Raw genomic sequence first — 17360 nt, forward strand, 5'->3', positions numbered from 1 at the left:
TGAGATGCGGTGGACGTGAGTGTCACGACTGACGAGCGAGATACTCACGGACGGCGAAGTCGTGTGGTCCTGGCGCCCCGACGCTGGCGCTAAGCTCGCGAGCAGCAAGAGCTGCCGCGGGCGACGGTGGCAAGAAAGCCCGGTCACCGGGGAGAGCGCGAAGGAAACCGTAACACCATCGCGCAGGGAAAGCCGGAATGCTTCGGTTGAACCTGTGGTCCTACCCCCGTGCTTTTTGTTGCACGGGACCCACGGGTGCAACCAGCACCCGGCTTTCCCTGTGCCCTCTGATATCGAAGAGGGCGGAAACGATGCAAACCTCGGGCATTTCACGCCGCGAGAATGCGGACTCACATCCCCTCGGCTGTTTGAAATCTGAATCAGAACTCTCCCCTCGTCGTCCCGGGCTTGCGCGCCGCGGCGAAGCCCTTGGGCGTAGCCGGGACCCGGGACCCGGGACCCGATAACCACGGGACTTTGTTGTGTGCTCCGCTGCAACCGCTTGCTCCCGCCAGAACGCCTCCCAGTGGTTATGGGTCCGCTTTCGCGGGGACGACGGCGGTGCAAGGTTTGTGGAATCATAGGATGGGTAGAGCGGAGCGAAACCCATCATCGTGCGGCTTGCTCTATCGCGATGGGTTTCGCTGCGCTCTACCCATCCTACGCAGGATCGCTGCAAAAAAGAATGGCCCCTTGCGGAGCCATTCTGTTCACGCCTCAGTAGCCGTAATTGTGATGATGCTTCTTGATGATCACCACCTTGTCGTGATGGCGATGATGCCAGCCGGGCCCGCGCATCTCGGCGTGGGCGCCGCGCCAGTGATGATGATGGTCGCCACGCTTGATTACGACGGTCTCTGCATTGGCGATCGACGGAACTGCAACGGCAATCGCGCCGAGCGCTGCAAAGACACAAGCAAGTTTCTTCATGATGTCCTCCTCCATGTGCCCGAACTAAACGGCACTTCCCGCGGAAACGTTCCGCAGGAACTTGAGGAGAATCCTGAACAACTGTTCAGCAAGCGAATGCGTTCAGCCTTGCGCGCGTTCGATATTGCCGCTGCGTGTCGGCACGCCGAATTCGCGACGGCAGACGTCGGCGAGCACGGCTACGCCTTCGCGGATCTGCTGATGCGAGGGGCTCGCGAAGCACAGCCGCAGCCGGCTGCCGGACCACGCCTTGTTGGTCGACCATTCCGGTCCCGGATTGATCGAGACGCCGGCGGCGAGCGCCGCCTGGTAAAGCTTGAGCGTATCGACATGATCCGGAAGCTTGACCCAGAGAAAGATGCCGCCCTTCGGCTCTTCGAATTCCGCCACGGTGCCGAACTGCTCGCTCAGCGCCTCCATCAGCGTATCGAGCTTGGCACGCAGGCCGCGCGTCAGCTCCGGCACATGGGTCGCAAAATGCGGCGCGCAATATTCGGCGAGCACCATCTGCTCCAGCGCGCCGGAGCCGGCATCGGTCTTCAGCGCCAGCATCCGCGACATCACTTCCCAGGGCGCGACGATGAAGCCGACGCGCAAGGCGGGCGCGATCGATTTCGAGAACGAGCCGATATGGATCACGCCGCCCTGCTGGCTCATGGCATAGATCGCGGGCGGACGCTCGCCGCTCCAGGTGAGGTCGGCGTAGCAATCGTCCTCGAAGATCGGCACGCCATAGTCGCGCGACAGCTTCAGCATTTCGGCGCGGCGGCTCTCGGGCAGGATCGTGCCGGTCGGGTTCTGCACGGTCGGGATGGTGTAGATATATTTCGGCGTGATGCCGCGCCGCTCGTGGTCGGCGAGCGCGGCAGCCAGCGCATCGATCCGGATGCCGTCCTGGTCGAGGGGAATGCCGACGGCATTGATGCCGAGCCGTGTGAGCCGGTTCAGCGAGCCCTGATAGGTCTCCTGCTCGATCAGCACGGTGTCGCCCTTCGCCAGCAGCGTGTGGTTGACGAGGTCGAGCGCCTGCAGCGAGCCGGAGACGATCAAGATGTCATCGGCCGTGCAGTCGATGCCGGCATCGCGCTTGAGCTTATGGATCAGGAATTCGCGCAAGGGCCGATACCCTTGCGGGCCGTGGGCGAGGTTATAGGTCGCGAGCGCCTTGCCCTCGCGCCTCAGCACCGCGTTGACCGCCTCGATCAGCCCGTCGACCGGAACCCCGTCCGGATCGTTGTTGCCGCCGACAAAGCTGTACTTGGCAAGCCCGGTCCATTTGGCGGCCGGTGCCGGCAGGCCGGCGGGCAACAGCGGCGCGAAATCGAATTGGACTGACGACATGGACATTCACTCCCGTGTTGTTGTCGTTGAGAAGGCCCGGAGAAAGTCGATGGCCCTCTTGCTAGTTCTTACTGACGATCCTGATCGGTCGTCCCTGGCTGATGAAGGCATAGTGCCCCGGGCCGACGCTGCCAACCATCAGCGCTTCGACAGCGGGTTCGGCGATCTCGCCGGCTGCCGCCCAGTCCACCACGAAATTGGCGCCGGTGCCGCCGCGCACGTCGGAGGTGGGGATGAAGACCTCGATGGTTGCGAACGGCTTCAGCGCGATCGGCGCCTTGAGGTAGCTTTCAACCGGCTTGCCTTCGGTGTCGAAATAGGCGATCCGCTTCAATACAAGGGGCTTGGTCTCGGAGGTGTTGTGGACACTCAATGTCACCGAGAAATCGGCCCTGAGCCTGCCTTGGCTCATCGAAACACTGGAATAGACTGGGACGTAGAAAGAGCCGGAAACGACGAGATTCTCGGCGGGAACAGCCGTCAGCGAACTCGCAAAACCCTGCTCGATGCTGCCGCTTTGCGCCACAGAGGGGCGGGATGCGGTCAGCGATGCCAGAATCGCCAGAAACAGGCTAAGGGCGCGGATGTGACAGATTGCTCGTTTGACCCCCGTGCTTGGGTCTCTAGGTTGCGCTGAGGAGAAGCCCCAAGACATGCATGAACTTATAGGTGATATTACTTTAAGCATCCTGTTCGCCTGGGTGCTCGGCCTGTTAGCTCATTTCTCCCGGCAACCCCTGATCCTGGCCTACCTTATCGCCGGGTTTTTGATTGGTCCATTCGGCACGGGCCTGGTCAAGTCCCAGGAATCGATCAGCGTCATATCCGAGCTCGGCCTGATCTTCATGCTGTTCATGATCGGGCTCGAGATCGACCTGAAGAAGATCGTCCGCGCCGGCAAGGTGATCCTGTTCGCGGCCGGCGGCCAGCTCCTGGGCGGCTGCCTGCTCGGCATCCTGTTTTTCGTCGGGATCGGGCTGTCGATGGGCGGCGGCGGCAAGTTCGACGCGCTCTATCTCTGCGTCGCCTGCGCGCTCTCCTCGACCGTGATCATCGTCAAGGTGCTCTACGAGAAGCGCGAGCTCGATACGCTGCCCGGCCGCATCACGCTGGGCGTGTTGGTGCTGCAGGACATCTTCGCGATCCTGTTCCTCGCCGTGCAGCCGAGCCTCGACAACCTCCAGATCGGCATCGTCCTGCTCTCGATCGTGCGCGTCGGGGTGCTGGTGGCGACCGCGCTGGTGCTCAGCCGCTACGTGCTGCCGCGGCTGTTCCAGCAGATCGCACGCCGCCCCGAGCTGATCCTGCTCGGCGCGCTTGCCTGGTGCTTCCTGATCGGCGAGGTTGCCGAGCGCCTGCATCTATCGCGCGAGATGGGCTCGCTGGTCGCCGGCGTATCGCTGTCGACCTTCCCGTATGCGCTCGACGTCACCGCCAAGGTCACCACCTTGCGCGATTTCTTCATCACGCTGTTCTTCGTCGCGCTCGGGATGACGATCCCGGTTCCCGGTCTCTCGGTGATCGGGCTTGCGCTGCTGATCGCGGCGTTCACCGTGGTGAGCCGCCTGGTCACGACGTTCACGCCGCTCTATCTGATGAAGCAGGGCTTGAGGGCCAGCCTGCTGCCGGCGATCAACCTGGCGCAGATCTCGGAATTCTCGCTGGTGGTGATCCAGACCGGCGTTGCCGCCGGGCACATCTCCACCGCGACCTCGAGCGCCGCCTCCTTCGCTTTCGTGGTGTTGGCGGTGCTCAGCACCTTCGCGATCACCAGGAGCGGGGAGATCACCCGATCCCTGATCGGGCCATTGAAGCGGATCGGGCTTCGCGACCTCGATCAGGCCCACCCTGTGGAAGCGGATGGCCCCGAGGGCGGCCACGGCGCGCCCCCCCGGATCGTCATCCTCGGCTTTTTCCGCGCCGCCAGCGCCCTGCTCAGCCAGATCGAGCGGCAGAACGAGGCACTGCTGGAGCAGATCAGCGTCATCGACTTCAACCCGCTGGTGTTCAGGACCTTGAAAGATCGCGGCCTGCAGGTGATCTATGGTGATATCAGCAACGTCGATACGCTGGTGCATGCCGGCATCGGCAAGGCCGAGATCATCATCCTGAGCGTGCCGGATTCGCTCCTGGTCGGCGCCAATAATGAGAAGCTGGTCCGCCATGTCCGGAGCCTCAATCCGACCGCCAAGATCGTCGCCACCGCCGATTTCCTGGCTGACGTGAACGATCTCTACGCCGCCGGAGCCGACTACGTGACGGTGACGCGGATCAGCGACGCGAGCGAGCTGTTCTCGGTGATCGAAGCGGCGGACGCCGGTCTCTTGGCAGAGAAGCGCGCCGAGATGGATGTGCAGCTCGCCGAGCGGCGCGAGGTGTTGCCCTAGATGCTGGTGGGCGGAATGCATGCTGGTATGCCTGCTACCATGCGGATTGATGCTGGCGCGGGCTGCCGGTTCCGGCTAATGCACTGGCAGCAAGAAGCGAGATTTTGACACATGGCCGATACGATCCAGGAAGTGTTGCAAGCCTTTGCGAAGGGCGAACTCGTCGTCGTCACCGATGACGAGGATCGGGAAGGCGAGGGCGATCTGATCGTCGCGGCCTCGCTCTGTACTGCCGACAAGATGGCCTTCATCATCCGCCACACCTCCGGCATCGTGTGCGCGCCGATCACCACCGACGACGCGAAGCGGCTGCGGCTCGACCCGATGGTCGCGCACAATGATTCCAGCCACACCACCGCCTTCACCGTCTCGATCGACTACAAGCCCGATGGCGGCACCGGCATTTCGGCCGACGAGCGCGCCTCCTGCTGCCGCGCGCTCGCCAATCCCAATGCCGGCGCCAATGATTTTGCCCGGCCGGGCCACATCTTCCCGCTGATCGCCCGCGACGGCGGCGTGCTGCTGCGCTCCGGCCATACCGAAGCCGCGGTCGACCTCTGCAAGCTCGCCGGCCTGCCGCCCGTCGGCGTGATCAGCGAATTGATGAACGACGACGGCACGGTGATGAAGGGCGAGCAGGTGGCCCGCTTTGCCGCCGCCAACAAGCTCAAGCACGTCACGATCGCCGACCTGATCGCCTATCGCCAGGCCCGCGAGAAACTGATCGAGCGGGTCGCGACGTTCACGACCGACAGCCCGATCGGCCCGCTGCAGGGCTATGCCTACCGCTCGCCATTCGACGAGATCATGCACGCCGCCTTCGTCTATAACGGCATCGGCGACGGCAAGAACGTGCTGACGCGGCTGCACAAGCCGAACATCGTCAAGGACATCTTCACCGGTGGGGCGCGCATGGAAGCCGTTCTGCGCCAATTCAAGAACGCTGGCCGCGGTGTGCTGGTCTACTTGCGCGACGGCGCGGCCGGTGTTCCCGTTGAGCCCGTTGGCACGCAGACTGCGGAGGCCGATCGCAACCGGCAATGGCGCGAGGTCGGCGTCGGCGCACAGATCCTGCGCGATCTCGGCGTCACCTCGATCCGCAATCTCACCTCATCCGTGCATGACTACAAGGGATTGTCCGGTTTCGGCATCGAGATCGTCTCCAACGAGAAACTCGAAAGCTGACCAGGGGAACCCAATGCAATTGCGCTTCCACTCACGGCGCTTTAATTTATCGGGTAATTCCGAAACGACGAGACGAAAGGGATCTTCATGAGCGTGCGCCCCCAGGCCAAGGACAAGCCGGCTGCGGCTTCTTTCCAGTGGGATGATCCGTTCCTGCTCGATGACCAGCTCACCGAAGACGAACGCATGATCCGCGACACCGCGCGCGCCTATGCGCAGGACAAGCTGCTGCCCCGCGTCATCAACGCCTATCTGGAAGAGAAGACGGATCGCGAGATCTTCAACGAGATGGGGGAACTCGGCCTGATCGGCGTCACGCTGCCGGAGGAATATGGCTGCGCGAATGCGAGCTATGTGGCCTATGGCCTCGTCGCACGCGAGATCGAGCGGGTCGATTCCGGCTATCGCTCGATGAACTCGGTGCAGACCTCGCTGGTGATGTACCCGATCTATGCCTATGGCGATGATAACCAGCGCAAGAAATACCTGCCCAAGCTCGCCACCGGAGAATGGGTCGGCTGTTTCGGCCTGACCGAGCCGGATGCGGGTTCCGATCCCGGCGGCATGAAGACCCGCGCCGAGAAGGTTTCCGACGGCTACCGGCTGACCGGCAGCAAGATGTGGATCTCGAACGCACCGATCGCCGACGTCTTCGTGGTGTGGGCGAAGTCGGCCGCGCACGACAACCAGATCCGCGGCTTCATCCTGGAGAAGGGCATGAAGGGCCTCTCCGCGCCGAAGGTCGGTGGCAAGCTGTCGCTGCGCGCCTCCATCACCGGCGAGATCGTGCTTGATGGTGTGGTGGTTCCGGAGAGTGCGCTGCTGCCCAATGTTTCCGGTCTCAAGGGGCCGTTCGGCTGCCTCAACCGCGCCCGCTACGGCATCTCCTGGGGCGCGATGGGCGCCGCGGAGGACTGCATGCACCGCGCGCGGCAATATACGCTCGACCGCAAGCAGTTCGGCCGCCCGCTCGCCGCGACGCAATTGGTGCAGAAGAAGCTTGCGGACATGGAGACCGAGATCGCGCTCGGCCTGCAGGCCTCGCTTCGCGTCGGCCGATTGATGGACGAGGGCAAGATGGCGCCGGAGATGATCTCCATCGTCAAGCGCAACAATTGCGGCAAGGCGCTCGACATCGCCCGCATGGCGCGCGACATGCACGGCGGCAACGGCATCCAGATCGAGTATCATGTGATGCGCCACGCCGCGAATTTGGAAACTGTGAACACCTATGAGGGCACCCACGACGTGCACGCGCTGATCCTGGGCCGCGCCATCACCGGCATCCAGGCGTTTTCGTAAGCGCTGATGTTGTGGAGCGATATGTAACCCCTTGCTCCGTCATGGCCGGGCTTGTCCCGGCCATCCACGTGTGAGCTTCCGGAAAGAAAGCGCGTGGATGCCCGGGACATCTGCGCGAAGACGCGCTTCGCGCTTTCGCCCGGGTACGACGAAATCAGCATCAGGTGTACAGCCATGGCCGACAACGACGACATCCCGTTCAACCGCGATTTTCCGCTCAAGCCCGGCGTGGTCGACGAAGCCCGCCCCGGCGTGCGGCGCGTCCTCTGCAACAATCCGAGCCCGTTCACCTTCACCGGCACGGTCAGCTACATCGTAGGCCAGGGCAATGTCGCGATCATCGATCCCGGCCCGGATGATGAAGCGCATGCCAAGGCGCTGCTCGATGCCGTGCGCGGCGAGACCGTGACGCACATCCTGGTCACTCACACCCATCGCGACCATTCGCCGAACACCGCGCGGATCAAGCAGGCGACCGGCGCGCCCGTTTATGCCGAGGGCCCGCACCGCGCTTCGCGGCCGCGGTTCGAGAGCGAGAAGCATAATCCGGAGTCCGGTGCCGACCGCGACTTCAGGCCGGACATCGAGGTCAAGAGCGGCGACGTGATCGAAGGTTCCGGCTGGGCGCTGGAGGCGGTGGCGACGCCGGGCCATACCGCCAATCACCTCGCGTTCGCCTGGCCCGAGCGCGGCATCAATTTCGTCGGCGATCACGTGATGGGCTGGTCGACCTCGATCGTGGCGCCGCCGGACGGATCGATGATCGACTACATGGCTTCGCTGGAACGGCTGGAGCAGCGGCCGGAGGAACTCTATTTCTCGGGTCATGGCCCCGAAATCACCGAAGGGCCGCGCTACGTCCGCTTCCTGGCGCGGCACCGGAAGGCGCGCGAGGCCTCGATCCTGCATCGCCTCGCCAAGGGCGAAGCCGACATCCCGACCATGGTGCGGGCGATCTATATCGGCCTCGATCCGCGGCTAACCGGCGCTGCCGGCTATTCCGTGCTGGCGCATCTGGAGGATCTGGTCGCCCGAGGGATCGCCAGGACCGACGGCGATCCGGTGATCGGGGGAACATACCGGCTGGCGTGAAGCGCAAATGACGGATGGGGCGGTCCATCCGCCATTCGCCTACGTCGTGCGCGTCAGTGCGTCACCAGCGGGCAGCCGCCCTTGTCGAGCGGACGGAACGCTTCGTCGCCGGGCACGGTGGCGAGCAGCTTGTAGAGGTCCCATTCGCCCTTGGATTCCGAGGGCTTCTTCACCTCGAACAGGTACATGTCGTGCACCATGCGCCCGTCGATGCGGATCTTGCCGTTCTTGGCGAAGAAATCGTTCACCGGCGTCGCCCGCATCTGCGCCATCACCTTCGGCGCCTCGTCGGTGCCAATGGCCTCGATCGCCTTGAGGTAATGCATCGTCGCCGAATAGAGCCCGGCCTGGATCATGGTCGGCATGTGCCCGACCTTCTCGTTGAAGCGCTTCGAGAAGGCCCTCGTCTCGTCGTTCATGTCCCAGTAGAAGGCATCCGTCACGATCAGGCCCTGGGTGGCCTGGATGCCGAGCGAATGCGTGTCGGTGATCTCCTGCAATAGCGCGATCATCTTCTGGCCGCTCTGGGTGAGGCCGAATTCGGCGGCCTGCTTCAGCGCGTTGGTGGTGTCGCCGCCGGCATTCGCGAGCGCCACGACCTTGGCCTTCGAGGCCTGCGCCTGCAGCAGGAAGGAGGAGAAGTCGGAGGTGTTGAGCGGGTGGCGCACCTCGCCGAGCACCTTGCCGCCGCTTTCCTTGACGACGTTGGCAGCGTCGCGCTCGAGCGCCATGCCGAACGCATAATCGGCGGTGACGAAAAACCAGGTGTCCTCGCCGCGCTTGACCATCGCCTTGCCGGCGACGTTCGACAGTGCGTAGGTGTCGTAGGTCCAGTGCACGGTGTTGGGCGAGCAGGCAACGCCGGTGAGGTCGGACGTGCCGCCGCCGGAATTGATATTGATCTTGTTCTTCTCGCGCGTCAGCGCCGAGATCGGCAGCGCGACTGAGGAGGTCGGCACGTCGAAGATCGCATCGACCTTCTCGTTGTCGTACCAGTTCCTGGCAATGGCGACGCCGACATCCGGCTTGTTCTGGTGATCGGCGAAGACCACCTCGACCGGCTTGCCCTTCACCTTGCCGCCGTAATCGGCGACCGCCATCTGCACCGCGGCGACCGAGCCCTTGCCGGTGGCATCGGCATAGAGGCTGGACATATCGGTGAGCACACCAATTTTGACCACGTCGTCGGAAATCTGGGCGTTGGCCGCGCCGCCGGAAGCGGCAAGCGCGAGACTCGCCGCAAGGGCGGCCGCAAGCGGTTTCATCGTTCCTTCTCCCTAACTTCTTGTTGAGGATTTTTATTAACGCCGCCAGTTCTATCCGGTGCCATCACGGCGGCAAAGCCCTGGACCGCGAACAAGGCCGCAGGGGAGGTTTGCTCACGCGCAGCCCGTAGCCCGGGGGGAGCGCAGCGCAACCCGGGACATCTGTATCAGCAATGACGAGCGGCCCCCGGGTTACGCTTTCGCTTCACCCGGGCTACGGCGGTCCCCGCAAGAGCGGGGCGAGGGAGAACCTCAAAGGGTCGGCAGCTTCTTGATGGAGACGTCGATCGCGCCTTCGGTTTCCACGATCACGCGCAGCGTCTTGGAATCGAAGGCGATGCCGGCGAGTCGCAGGCTCGTGATCTCGGTCGAAACCTTCACGCCGTCGTCGTTCTTCTGGTAATCGGCGATCGCGGCGGCGAGCTTCTCGCGGGCGTTGCTCGCGAACGGCTTCAGGTCGACGGTCATCTTCTCCGCGAGTGCGCGCTGCAGCTGCGGCACGGCGGCGCGCGCCGCAGCACCCAGCAGGCCGAAGGCGGCCTCGGATTCGACCGCCAGCTCGATATCGGTCAGCCGCACGATCTGCTGCGCCTGGTCCAGCACCGGCCGTCCCCAGATGTGCACGGTGGCCTCGGCGCCGAAGCCGAAGAAGCTCTTCTTCTCCTTTGCGTTCACCAGCAGCGAGATCAGAAGGCGATCACCGGAGGCCGCCACGCTCGCGTGCTTCACCGTGACGTCGACCGGACCGGAGCCATCCTCCGGGAAGGTCTTGCCGGCGAGCTGCGCCTCCAAAAGCTTTGTCAGCGACACAAAGGACATGTCGACAGGCATGCCGATGCTGACATGGCCCGGCGTCTGCGGTCCGATCAGGATCGTCGCCGGGAACGGGCAGTCCGGCTTGGTCGGCGCCTCCGTGATCCGGGTCTCCGCTTCGATGCCGAGCGTCAGCGTCACCGCGGAAGCGTCGACACGCGGCTGCGCCGCCAGCGCGCGGATCGGGCGAAGCTCCAGCCACAACGGCGGCATGTTCGGGACGGCACCCGCGCCCTGCAGCGGAATCGAGCGGCAGGCTTTCGCCCATTGCGCGCGCGCATTCTGCTCGAAGGTCGGATCGTTGCGCATCTTCGTCTGCACGGCGGTCAACTGGTCGGCGACGGTCTTGTCGATCAGCGGCTTGACCTGCGCCGGCACGTTGACGCGGACGCCTGCGACCGACAGGCCGGTGTCGCCGAGATTGACCTGCGCCTGCAGGTTTGGCTCGATACGCCAGGCTGCGGCCAGCCGGGGTCGCGAGGTGACGACCACATTGCCTTTGATCTCGGCGTTGGCATTGATCTGTTTGATGTTGATGTCGCCGATCTGCTTGGCCGCATTGGCGCCGAGCAGGCTACCGAGCACGTCGCCGATCGCGCCCGTCGCCTTTGCCGACAGCGAGCCTGTGACGTTCAGCGCACCCGTCAGCGGCGTGGTGAGCGACAGCACGTCCTCTGCTCCGGTCGCCGCGATCGGCCCACGCGAGGCGGTCCAGCCGATATCGGCATTCTGCAGGATCTGCGGCACCGGATTGTCGGCCTTGCCGTTGAAATTCTTCGGCGTACCGCGGTCGGCGACGTCGCGGATCGCTGACAGCGCAATGGCGACCGGCGCCATCACCACCGAGCTGCGCGGCGCCGGCGGCAGCGGCGGCAGTTCGGCCAGCGGCGGTGCCGGCACCGCGGCGTGCGGCGACAGCCAGTCCATAGCCTTCAGGCTGATCAGGAACGACGCCGCAATCACCACGACGCCAATCACTATCGTCTTCGGACGCATCGGCAGACGCATCATTCCCCCGGATCGAGAAACCCCCGATTTGCTTATTATAGGGAAGGGGAAAGATGCGCCAGTGCGGCGGGTCGGTGTCCGTGTTGCGGCGTTTCTGGGTCGCGTGCCGTTTGGTTGAACATGGCCGTCCGTAGCCCGGGTGAAGCGTCAGCCTAACCCGGGACCTGCGGCGCAGATGCAGACGTCCCGGGTTGCGCTGCGCTCCACCCCGGCTACGAGAGCCCGCGAAATGAAAACGGCCCCGGCCAATGCCGGAGCCGCTCTTGAATCCAGTCTTTCAGCGCTTATCGCACCGTCGTACCGAGATCGGCGCGGCGGTCGGTCATCGGCAGCACGATCACCTTGGTTCCGACGTTGACGCGGGAATAGAGGTCGATGACGTCCTCGTTGATCAGCCGCAGGCAGCCGGAGGAAACGTGGGTGCCGATCGTCTCCGGCGCATTGGTGCCGTGGATGCGATAGACGGTGCCGCCGAGATACATGGCGCGGGCGCCGAGCGGGTTGCCGGGGCCGCCGGCCATGTAGCGCGGCAGGTAGGGCTGGCGGGCGATCATTTCCGGCGGCGGGGTCCAATCCGGCCATTCCGCCTTCTTGGTGATGGTCTGGACGCCGGACCAGGTGAAGCCGTCGCGGCCAACACCGATGCCATAGCGGAGCGCCTGGCCGTTGCCGAGCACATAATAGAGATAGGTGTGCGGGGTATCGATGATGATCGTGCCGGGCGCTTCACGGGTCGCGTAATTGACGACCTGGCGGCGCAGACGCGCGGGCAGTTCGAACCGGCCCTCACCCTGCGGCGGCGCAGCCTCGACGGAGGGCGGCGGCGCGGCTTCGGTCGGCGGCGTCATGAGGAACGGGAAGAACGGCAGCGGTGCGGCCGCGCTCGATGTAGAAAAACCAATGGTGCCAATCGCCAGCGCGCCGAATGCGGCGGCGGCGAGACGCGAGTTTCGCTTAATGGAATTAAACATTATCGACCCCTGTCTGACTACACCCTGTGGCGCCGCTTGCGGTTTAGCGCCTCGTTGATGTGATCCAATACAGGTGAAGCGTTTCGGGACATTTGCACGAAATCGCCAAAATGGTTTCGTGGGGGTAAGGAATTGTTTCGTTAAGATTTCGTCGCTGCGCGGCGGCTGCCCAACCTACGTCCTTGACTTGCCGTTTGCGTCGCGGGCAAACTGTTGGTCCAATTAAAAGAAAATCAAACGCATCAGGCAAAAAGACCTGTTGCGGCAGGGAGTTTAGAAATGAAGCCATTCTTGAAATGGCTCGCAGCCGCGAGCATTCTCGGTCTCGGTATTTCCGCCCAAACCGCTTTAGCCCAGCAGCCCATCCGTATAGGTGTGCCGACCTCCATCCAGCTCCAGGTCGGGCGCGACACCCAGAATGCAGCGAAGCTGGCAACCGACGAGATCAACGCCAAGGGCGGCGTGCTCGGCCGCAAGCTCGAGATCGTCGTTGCCGACGAAACCGAGAATCCGGAGCAGGGGATCGCCGCGATCAAGAAACTCACCGCCGACGACAAGGTCGACGTGCTGATCGGCGGCTACACCTCCGGCGTCACGCTGGCGCAATTGCCGCACATCGCGCGCGCTAAGACCATCTATATCGGCGTCGGTGCCGCTTCGCCCGCAATCACCGCGAAGGTGAAGGCCGACTACGACAATTACAAATATATTTTCCGCGCCTTCCCGGTCAACGCGGCGCACCAGGCCCGCGCGCTTGTCGACTTCATCAACGGCAAGCTCAAGGGTGACATGAAGTACACCAAGATCGCGATCGTCGGCGAGAACGCCAAATGGGTGCAGGATCTGGTGCCGATCCTCAAGAAGGGCGCGATCGACGGTGGCACCGAGGTGAAGCTCGCCGAATTCTTCGACACTTCGACCGCGGACTTCTCGCCGCTGTTTGCCAAGGTCAAGGACAGCGGCGCGCAATACCTGATCGTGATCCTGTCGCACGCCTCGTCGGACGTGTTCGTCAAGCAGTGGCATGACGCGCAGGTGCCGATCCCGATCGGCGGTATCGACGTCAAGAGCCAGGATGCCGACTTCTTCACCCGCGTGGGCGGCAAGGCCAACAGCGAAACGGTGGGCATGTTCGCGATCCGTGCGCCGCTGACGCCGAAAACCATTCCGTTCTGGGATGAGTTCGTCAAACGCTACGGCACCGCGCCTGTCTATACCGGCATCGGGGCCTACGATGCGGTCTACGTCTATGCGGATGCGGTTGCCCGCGCCAAGTCGACCGAAGCCGATGCCGTCATCAAGGAGCTTGAGAAGACCGACCATGTCGGTATCGCCGGCAAGCTGGTGTTCGATGAGCTGCATGATGTCAAGACCGGCCCCGGCCTGCAGAACCTCTTGTTCGTGCAGTGGCAGCCGAATGGCGAGCGCGTCGTGGTCTGGCCGAAGGAATCCGCCACCGGCAAGATGATCGCTCCGCCCTGGATGAGCAACTGATCGCGTCTGTTCTCGTTGGTCGATCGGCTCACCTAGTGGTGTGGCCGGTCGCCCCGACTCGCGACGTTCGACAGGGATAGCATGCTTGAAATTCTGATCTATGGCGCGGTGTCGAGCGCGATCTACGCCATGCTCGCGGTCGGCTTCACGCTGATCTTCGGTGTGGCGCGGATCCTCAACCTCGCCCATGGCGCGTTCTACGCGCTCGGCGCCTATGCGGCCTATGTCTTCACCGGCCTGTTGCATTGGCCATTGCTCATCGCGGCACCGCTCGCGGTGCTGGTGGTTGCACTGTTCGGCGTGTTGATGGAGCGTTTCCTGGTCCGTCCGCTGCGCTATTCGCAGCTCGCGGTCCTCATGATCACGCTTTCGGTGTCGCTCGCGGTCGAGCAGGGGCTGTTCATCACCTTCGGTTCCGAATACCGCAACGTGCCGTCCTTCGTGGCGGACAAGATTTCCATCGGTGGCGTCGACATCGGCGGGCAGCGGCTGCTTGCCTTGATCGCGGGCGTGCTGGTGCTCCTGCTGCTGTGGCTGTTCATCCAGCGCACGCGGCTTGGGGCTGCCATCCTCGCGGTGTCGCAGGATCCGGAAGCCGCGCAATATATGGGCATCCCCACCAACCGCATCTTCTCGGTGGTGATGGCGATATCGGCCGGCACCGCGGCGCTCGCGGGCGTGCTGGTCTCGCCGTTCCTCACGGTGCAGCCGACCATGGGCCTATTGCCGATGGTGAAGGCCTTCGCCATCGTCATCGTCGGCGGGCTCGGGTCGATCCCTGGCAGCATCCTGGCCGCGCTCCTGCTCGGCTATTCCGAGACCATCGTCGCCTACCTCATTTCGTCCTCATGGACCGAACTGGTGTCGCTGGTCGCCGTCGTCACGACATTGATGATCAAGCCGTCCGGATTGCTCGGTCGGCGGGCGGCGTTCTGATGAAGCAGCTTTCTATCGTCGACCTTTCCGGCGCCATCGTCGTCGTGGCGCTATTGGCGCTCGCGCCGGTGCTGCTCAACAGCAGCTACTTCACCGGCGTCCTCACCGTCTGCGTGATCTACGCGATCTGGGCGGCGAGCTGGGACTTCATGTCCGGGCTCACCGGCCGCGAGAATTTCGGACACTCGCTGTTCATCGGCGCCGGCGCCTATACCGCGGGCTTCCTCGCCACCGCCTGGTACGCCAATCCCTGGTACAGCCTGCCGACGGCGGTGGTGGTCGCGGTCGCCTTCAGCCTGATCGTCGGCTTCCCGACGCTGCGGCTGCGCGGGCCGTATTTTGCGCTTGCCATGCTGTCGGCCTCCGCCATCATGCAGCGGCTCTGCCTGATCTTCTGGGAGTATAGCGGTGGTGAGGAAGGACTTTACGGCCTCGATCCGCTGATCCAGTCGCCGCTGCACTACTACTGGTTTGTGCTCGCGATCCTCGTCGCGGCAGTGGCGATCCTCACCGCGCTTGCGCAGTCGCATTGGGGACTGTTGCTGCGCGCGATCCGCGGCGACGAAGCGACCTGTCAAGCCGCCGGCATCAACGTCACCTTCTACAAGATCGCTTCGCTGACCATCAGCGCGGCCTTCGCAGGCCTCGGCGGCGCGCTCTACGCGCATTACCAGTTGCAGGTGAGCCCGCCGCTATTTTCCGTCGTGGTGTCGATCACGGTGATCATCATGGTCTATGTCGGCGGCATCGGTTCGATCTATGGGCCGGCGCTCGGGGCGATCATGCTGACGCTCTTGACCGAGCTGCTGCGCACGTTCGGCGAATACCGGCTCTGGGTCTATACGCTGACCTTGATGCTGATCCTGTTCTTCCTGCCCAACGGGCTGATCGCACCGCTGTGGCGGCGGCTGACGGAGCGCTTCCGATGAGCGCCATTCTTGAAGTGAAAGACCTCTCCAAGCGCTTCGGCGGTCTCACGGCCACCAAGAACGTCAGCTTCTCGCTGGAGCCCGGCGAACTCACCGGCATTCTCGGGCCGAACGGCGCCGGCAAGACCACGCTGTTCAACCTGCTCACCGGCTTCATTGCGGCGGACACCGGCAGCGTCCTGTTCGAGGGGCAGGAACTCCGCGGGCTGGCGCCGCACAAGATCGTCAACCGCGGCGTCGCCCGCACCTTCCAGCTTACGCGTCCCTTCCTCGGTATGACGGTGCTTGAGAATGTCGTCGTCGCCTGCCTGTCGCCGCGGGCGCGCGATGCGCATGACAAGGAGGCGCGTGCGCAGGAGCTGCTCGACCATGTCGGGCTCGGCGCCAAGGCGCGCGAGCCGGTCGAGACGCTGCCTTATGGCGATCTGCGGCGGCTGGAGATCGCGCGTGCGCTTGCGACCAAGCCGAACCTGTTGCTGCTTGACGAACCCTTCGCGGGGCTCGGCAGCAGCGAGATCGAGCCGCTGGCGCAATTGATCAAGCGGCTGCACCGCGAGCAGAAGCTGACGATCCTTTTGATCGAGCACAAGCTGCGCGAGTTCATGGCGCTGGTCTCTCGCGTCATCGCGATCGATTTCGGCGAGATCATCGCGATCGCGCCGCCGGCCGAGATCGTGCGGAACCCGCGCGTGATCGAGGCCTATATCGGGAAGACGGAAGCCGCGCATGCCTCTGCTTGAAGTCAGAGATCTCAGCGTCCGCTACGGCAAGGCGCTGGCCGTGGAGCAGGTCAGCGTCACCGTGGACAAGGGCGAACTGGTCGGCGTGCTCGGCCCGAACGGCGCCGGCAAGACCACCCTGTTGAAAGCGATCTCGCGGGCGATCGGCTCGACCGGCACGCTGAAATTCAAGGGTGAGACGCTGGAGCGTCTGCCGCCCTATGACGTCGTCGCCCGCGGTATCTGCCACTGCCCCGAGGGGCGGCGGCTGTTCCCGGAACTATCTGTCCTGAAGAACCTGCAGCTCGGTGCCTATCTCAGGAGCAACAAGGCCGAGATCGCCGAAGACCTCGAACGCGTCTTCGCGCTGTTCCCGGTGTTGAAGGAACGCCAGCAGCAGCAATCGAGCACGCTGTCGGGCGGCGAGCAGCAGATGGTGGCGATCGGTCGCGCCATGATGGGCCGCCCGGAATTGCTGCTGCTCGACGAACCCTCGGTCGGTATCGCGCCGCGGCTGAAGGGCCTGATCTTCGACGCCATCGAGAAGATCAGGAAGGACGGCACCGCGATCCTGATCGTCGAGCAGGACGCCACCGCGACCTTGCGCATTGCCGACCGCGTCTACGTGCTCGAGCACGGCCGCACCGTCCGCGAAGGCCGCGCCAAGGAACTCGCCGGCGACGAATATATCCGGCAGGTGTATCTCGGCGTTTGAGCAGGCCGAGGGGCGAACTCGGCTTCACCTCGCCCCGCTTGCGGCAGGGCTGTCCGGGGAATGAATCGCTATGTCGCAGTGCATGCTCGGCAAAACCGAGGCAAATCGGTCTTTTCTGGTTGTCGAGACACAGAAGGCCGAGCATGCGATTTCGCGGTAGCATTTTTGGGAAGCTCCTTGAACCGATCAGTCGACGGCGGTTTCAGACAGTTGTGGATGGTCTGGACGGGGATGGCTACGACAAGTCCTTCAAGAGCTGGGATCACCTGGTGG

The 17360-nt window shown here is 63.8% G+C and carries 15 protein-coding genes; 9 read left to right on the plus strand and 6 right to left on the minus strand.

The genetic code is table 11. The annotated features are described in order from the left end of the window. Nucleotides 1-717 precede the first annotated feature (717 nt). The 3 genes from YY7_RS0146110 to YY7_RS0146120 all read right to left on the minus strand — a co-directional run bounded on the left by YY7_RS0146110 (nucleotide 718) and on the right by YY7_RS0146120 (nucleotide 2857). Complete coding sequence (locus tag YY7_RS0146110; RefSeq protein WP_028168951.1) at nucleotides 718-930, minus strand: hypothetical protein; 213 nt, start codon at nucleotides 928-930, stop codon at nucleotides 718-720. Nucleotides 931-1032: 102 nt separating this feature from the next. Next, nucleotides 1033-2271: a PLP-dependent aminotransferase family protein gene (locus tag YY7_RS0146115; protein WP_028168952.1), complete on the minus strand. Its 1239-nt coding sequence runs from the start codon at nucleotides 2269-2271 to the stop codon at nucleotides 1033-1035. Nucleotides 2272-2332: 61 nt separating this feature from the next. Beyond that, the gene (locus YY7_RS0146120; RefSeq protein ID WP_028168953.1) at nucleotides 2333-2857 is read right to left on the minus strand and encodes a DUF3124 domain-containing protein; all 525 of its coding nucleotides are present in this window, start codon (nucleotides 2855-2857) and stop codon (nucleotides 2333-2335) included. A 67-nt stretch (nucleotides 2858-2924) separates the two neighbouring features. Here YY7_RS0146120 and YY7_RS0146125 point away from each other — a divergent pair, with 67 nt between their 5' ends. From YY7_RS0146125 to YY7_RS0146140, 4 genes are all read left to right on the plus strand, one after another. Continuing rightward, entirely contained in the window at nucleotides 2925-4658 is a 1734-nt protein-coding gene (locus YY7_RS0146125) for a cation:proton antiporter (protein WP_028168954.1), read from the plus strand. Nucleotides 4659-4769: 111 nt separating this feature from the next. Further along, nucleotides 4770-5843, plus strand: coding sequence for a 3,4-dihydroxy-2-butanone-4-phosphate synthase (gene ribB, locus YY7_RS0146130; RefSeq protein WP_028168955.1), 1074 nt, complete (start codon nucleotides 4770-4772; stop codon nucleotides 5841-5843). 87 nt (nucleotides 5844-5930) lie between these two features. Next, entirely contained in the window at nucleotides 5931-7145 is a 1215-nt protein-coding gene (locus YY7_RS0146135) for an acyl-CoA dehydrogenase (RefSeq protein WP_028168956.1), read from the plus strand. Nucleotides 7146-7319: 174 nt separating this feature from the next. Then, nucleotides 7320-8237: an MBL fold metallo-hydrolase gene (locus YY7_RS0146140; protein ID WP_028168957.1), complete on the plus strand. Its 918-nt coding sequence runs from the start codon at nucleotides 7320-7322 to the stop codon at nucleotides 8235-8237. Nucleotides 8238-8290: 53 nt separating this feature from the next. Here the strand turns inward: YY7_RS0146140 and YY7_RS0146145 are convergent, their stop codons facing one another. The 3 genes from YY7_RS0146145 to YY7_RS0146155 all read right to left on the minus strand — a co-directional run bounded on the left by YY7_RS0146145 (nucleotide 8291) and on the right by YY7_RS0146155 (nucleotide 12294). Further along, nucleotides 8291-9502: an ABC transporter substrate-binding protein gene (locus YY7_RS0146145; protein ID WP_028168958.1), complete on the minus strand. Its 1212-nt coding sequence runs from the start codon at nucleotides 9500-9502 to the stop codon at nucleotides 8291-8293. 252 nt (nucleotides 9503-9754) lie between these two features. Beyond that, nucleotides 9755-11323, minus strand: coding sequence for a DUF4403 family protein (locus YY7_RS0146150; protein WP_028168959.1), 1569 nt, complete (start codon nucleotides 11321-11323; stop codon nucleotides 9755-9757). A 284-nt stretch (nucleotides 11324-11607) separates the two neighbouring features. Continuing rightward, complete coding sequence (locus YY7_RS0146155) at nucleotides 11608-12294, minus strand: L,D-transpeptidase (protein ID WP_028168960.1); 687 nt, start codon at nucleotides 12292-12294, stop codon at nucleotides 11608-11610. 279 nt (nucleotides 12295-12573) lie between these two features. Here YY7_RS0146155 and YY7_RS0146160 point away from each other — a divergent pair, with 279 nt between their 5' ends. The 5 genes from YY7_RS0146160 to YY7_RS0146180 all read left to right on the plus strand — a co-directional run bounded on the left by YY7_RS0146160 (nucleotide 12574) and on the right by YY7_RS0146180 (nucleotide 17087). Continuing rightward, nucleotides 12574-13788, plus strand: a complete 1215-nt coding sequence (locus YY7_RS0146160; RefSeq protein ID WP_028168961.1) for an ABC transporter substrate-binding protein — start codon at nucleotides 12574-12576, stop codon at nucleotides 13786-13788. An 81-nt stretch (nucleotides 13789-13869) separates the two neighbouring features. Beyond that, nucleotides 13870-14724, plus strand: a complete 855-nt coding sequence (locus YY7_RS0146165; protein ID WP_028168962.1) for a branched-chain amino acid ABC transporter permease — start codon at nucleotides 13870-13872, stop codon at nucleotides 14722-14724. Continuing rightward, the gene (locus tag YY7_RS0146170) at nucleotides 14724-15653 is read left to right on the plus strand and encodes a branched-chain amino acid ABC transporter permease (RefSeq protein ID WP_028168963.1); all 930 of its coding nucleotides are present in this window, start codon (nucleotides 14724-14726) and stop codon (nucleotides 15651-15653) included. Before YY7_RS0146165 ends, YY7_RS0146170 begins: the two co-directional genes overlap by 1 nt. Beyond that, nucleotides 15650-16393, plus strand: coding sequence for an ABC transporter ATP-binding protein (locus tag YY7_RS0146175; RefSeq protein ID WP_028168964.1), 744 nt, complete (start codon nucleotides 15650-15652; stop codon nucleotides 16391-16393). The genes YY7_RS0146170 and YY7_RS0146175 overlap by 4 nt, the downstream gene beginning before the upstream one ends. After that, on the plus strand, nucleotides 16380-17087 hold the full coding sequence (locus YY7_RS0146180) for an ABC transporter ATP-binding protein (protein ID WP_028168965.1): 708 nt from the start codon (nucleotides 16380-16382) through the stop codon (nucleotides 17085-17087). Before YY7_RS0146175 ends, YY7_RS0146180 begins: the two co-directional genes overlap by 14 nt. The last annotated feature ends 273 nt before the right edge of the window (nucleotides 17088-17360 follow it).

This window comes from Bradyrhizobium elkanii WSM2783 (genome assembly GCF_000472865.1).
GTDB lineage: Bacteria > Pseudomonadota > Alphaproteobacteria > Rhizobiales > Xanthobacteraceae > Bradyrhizobium > Bradyrhizobium elkanii_A.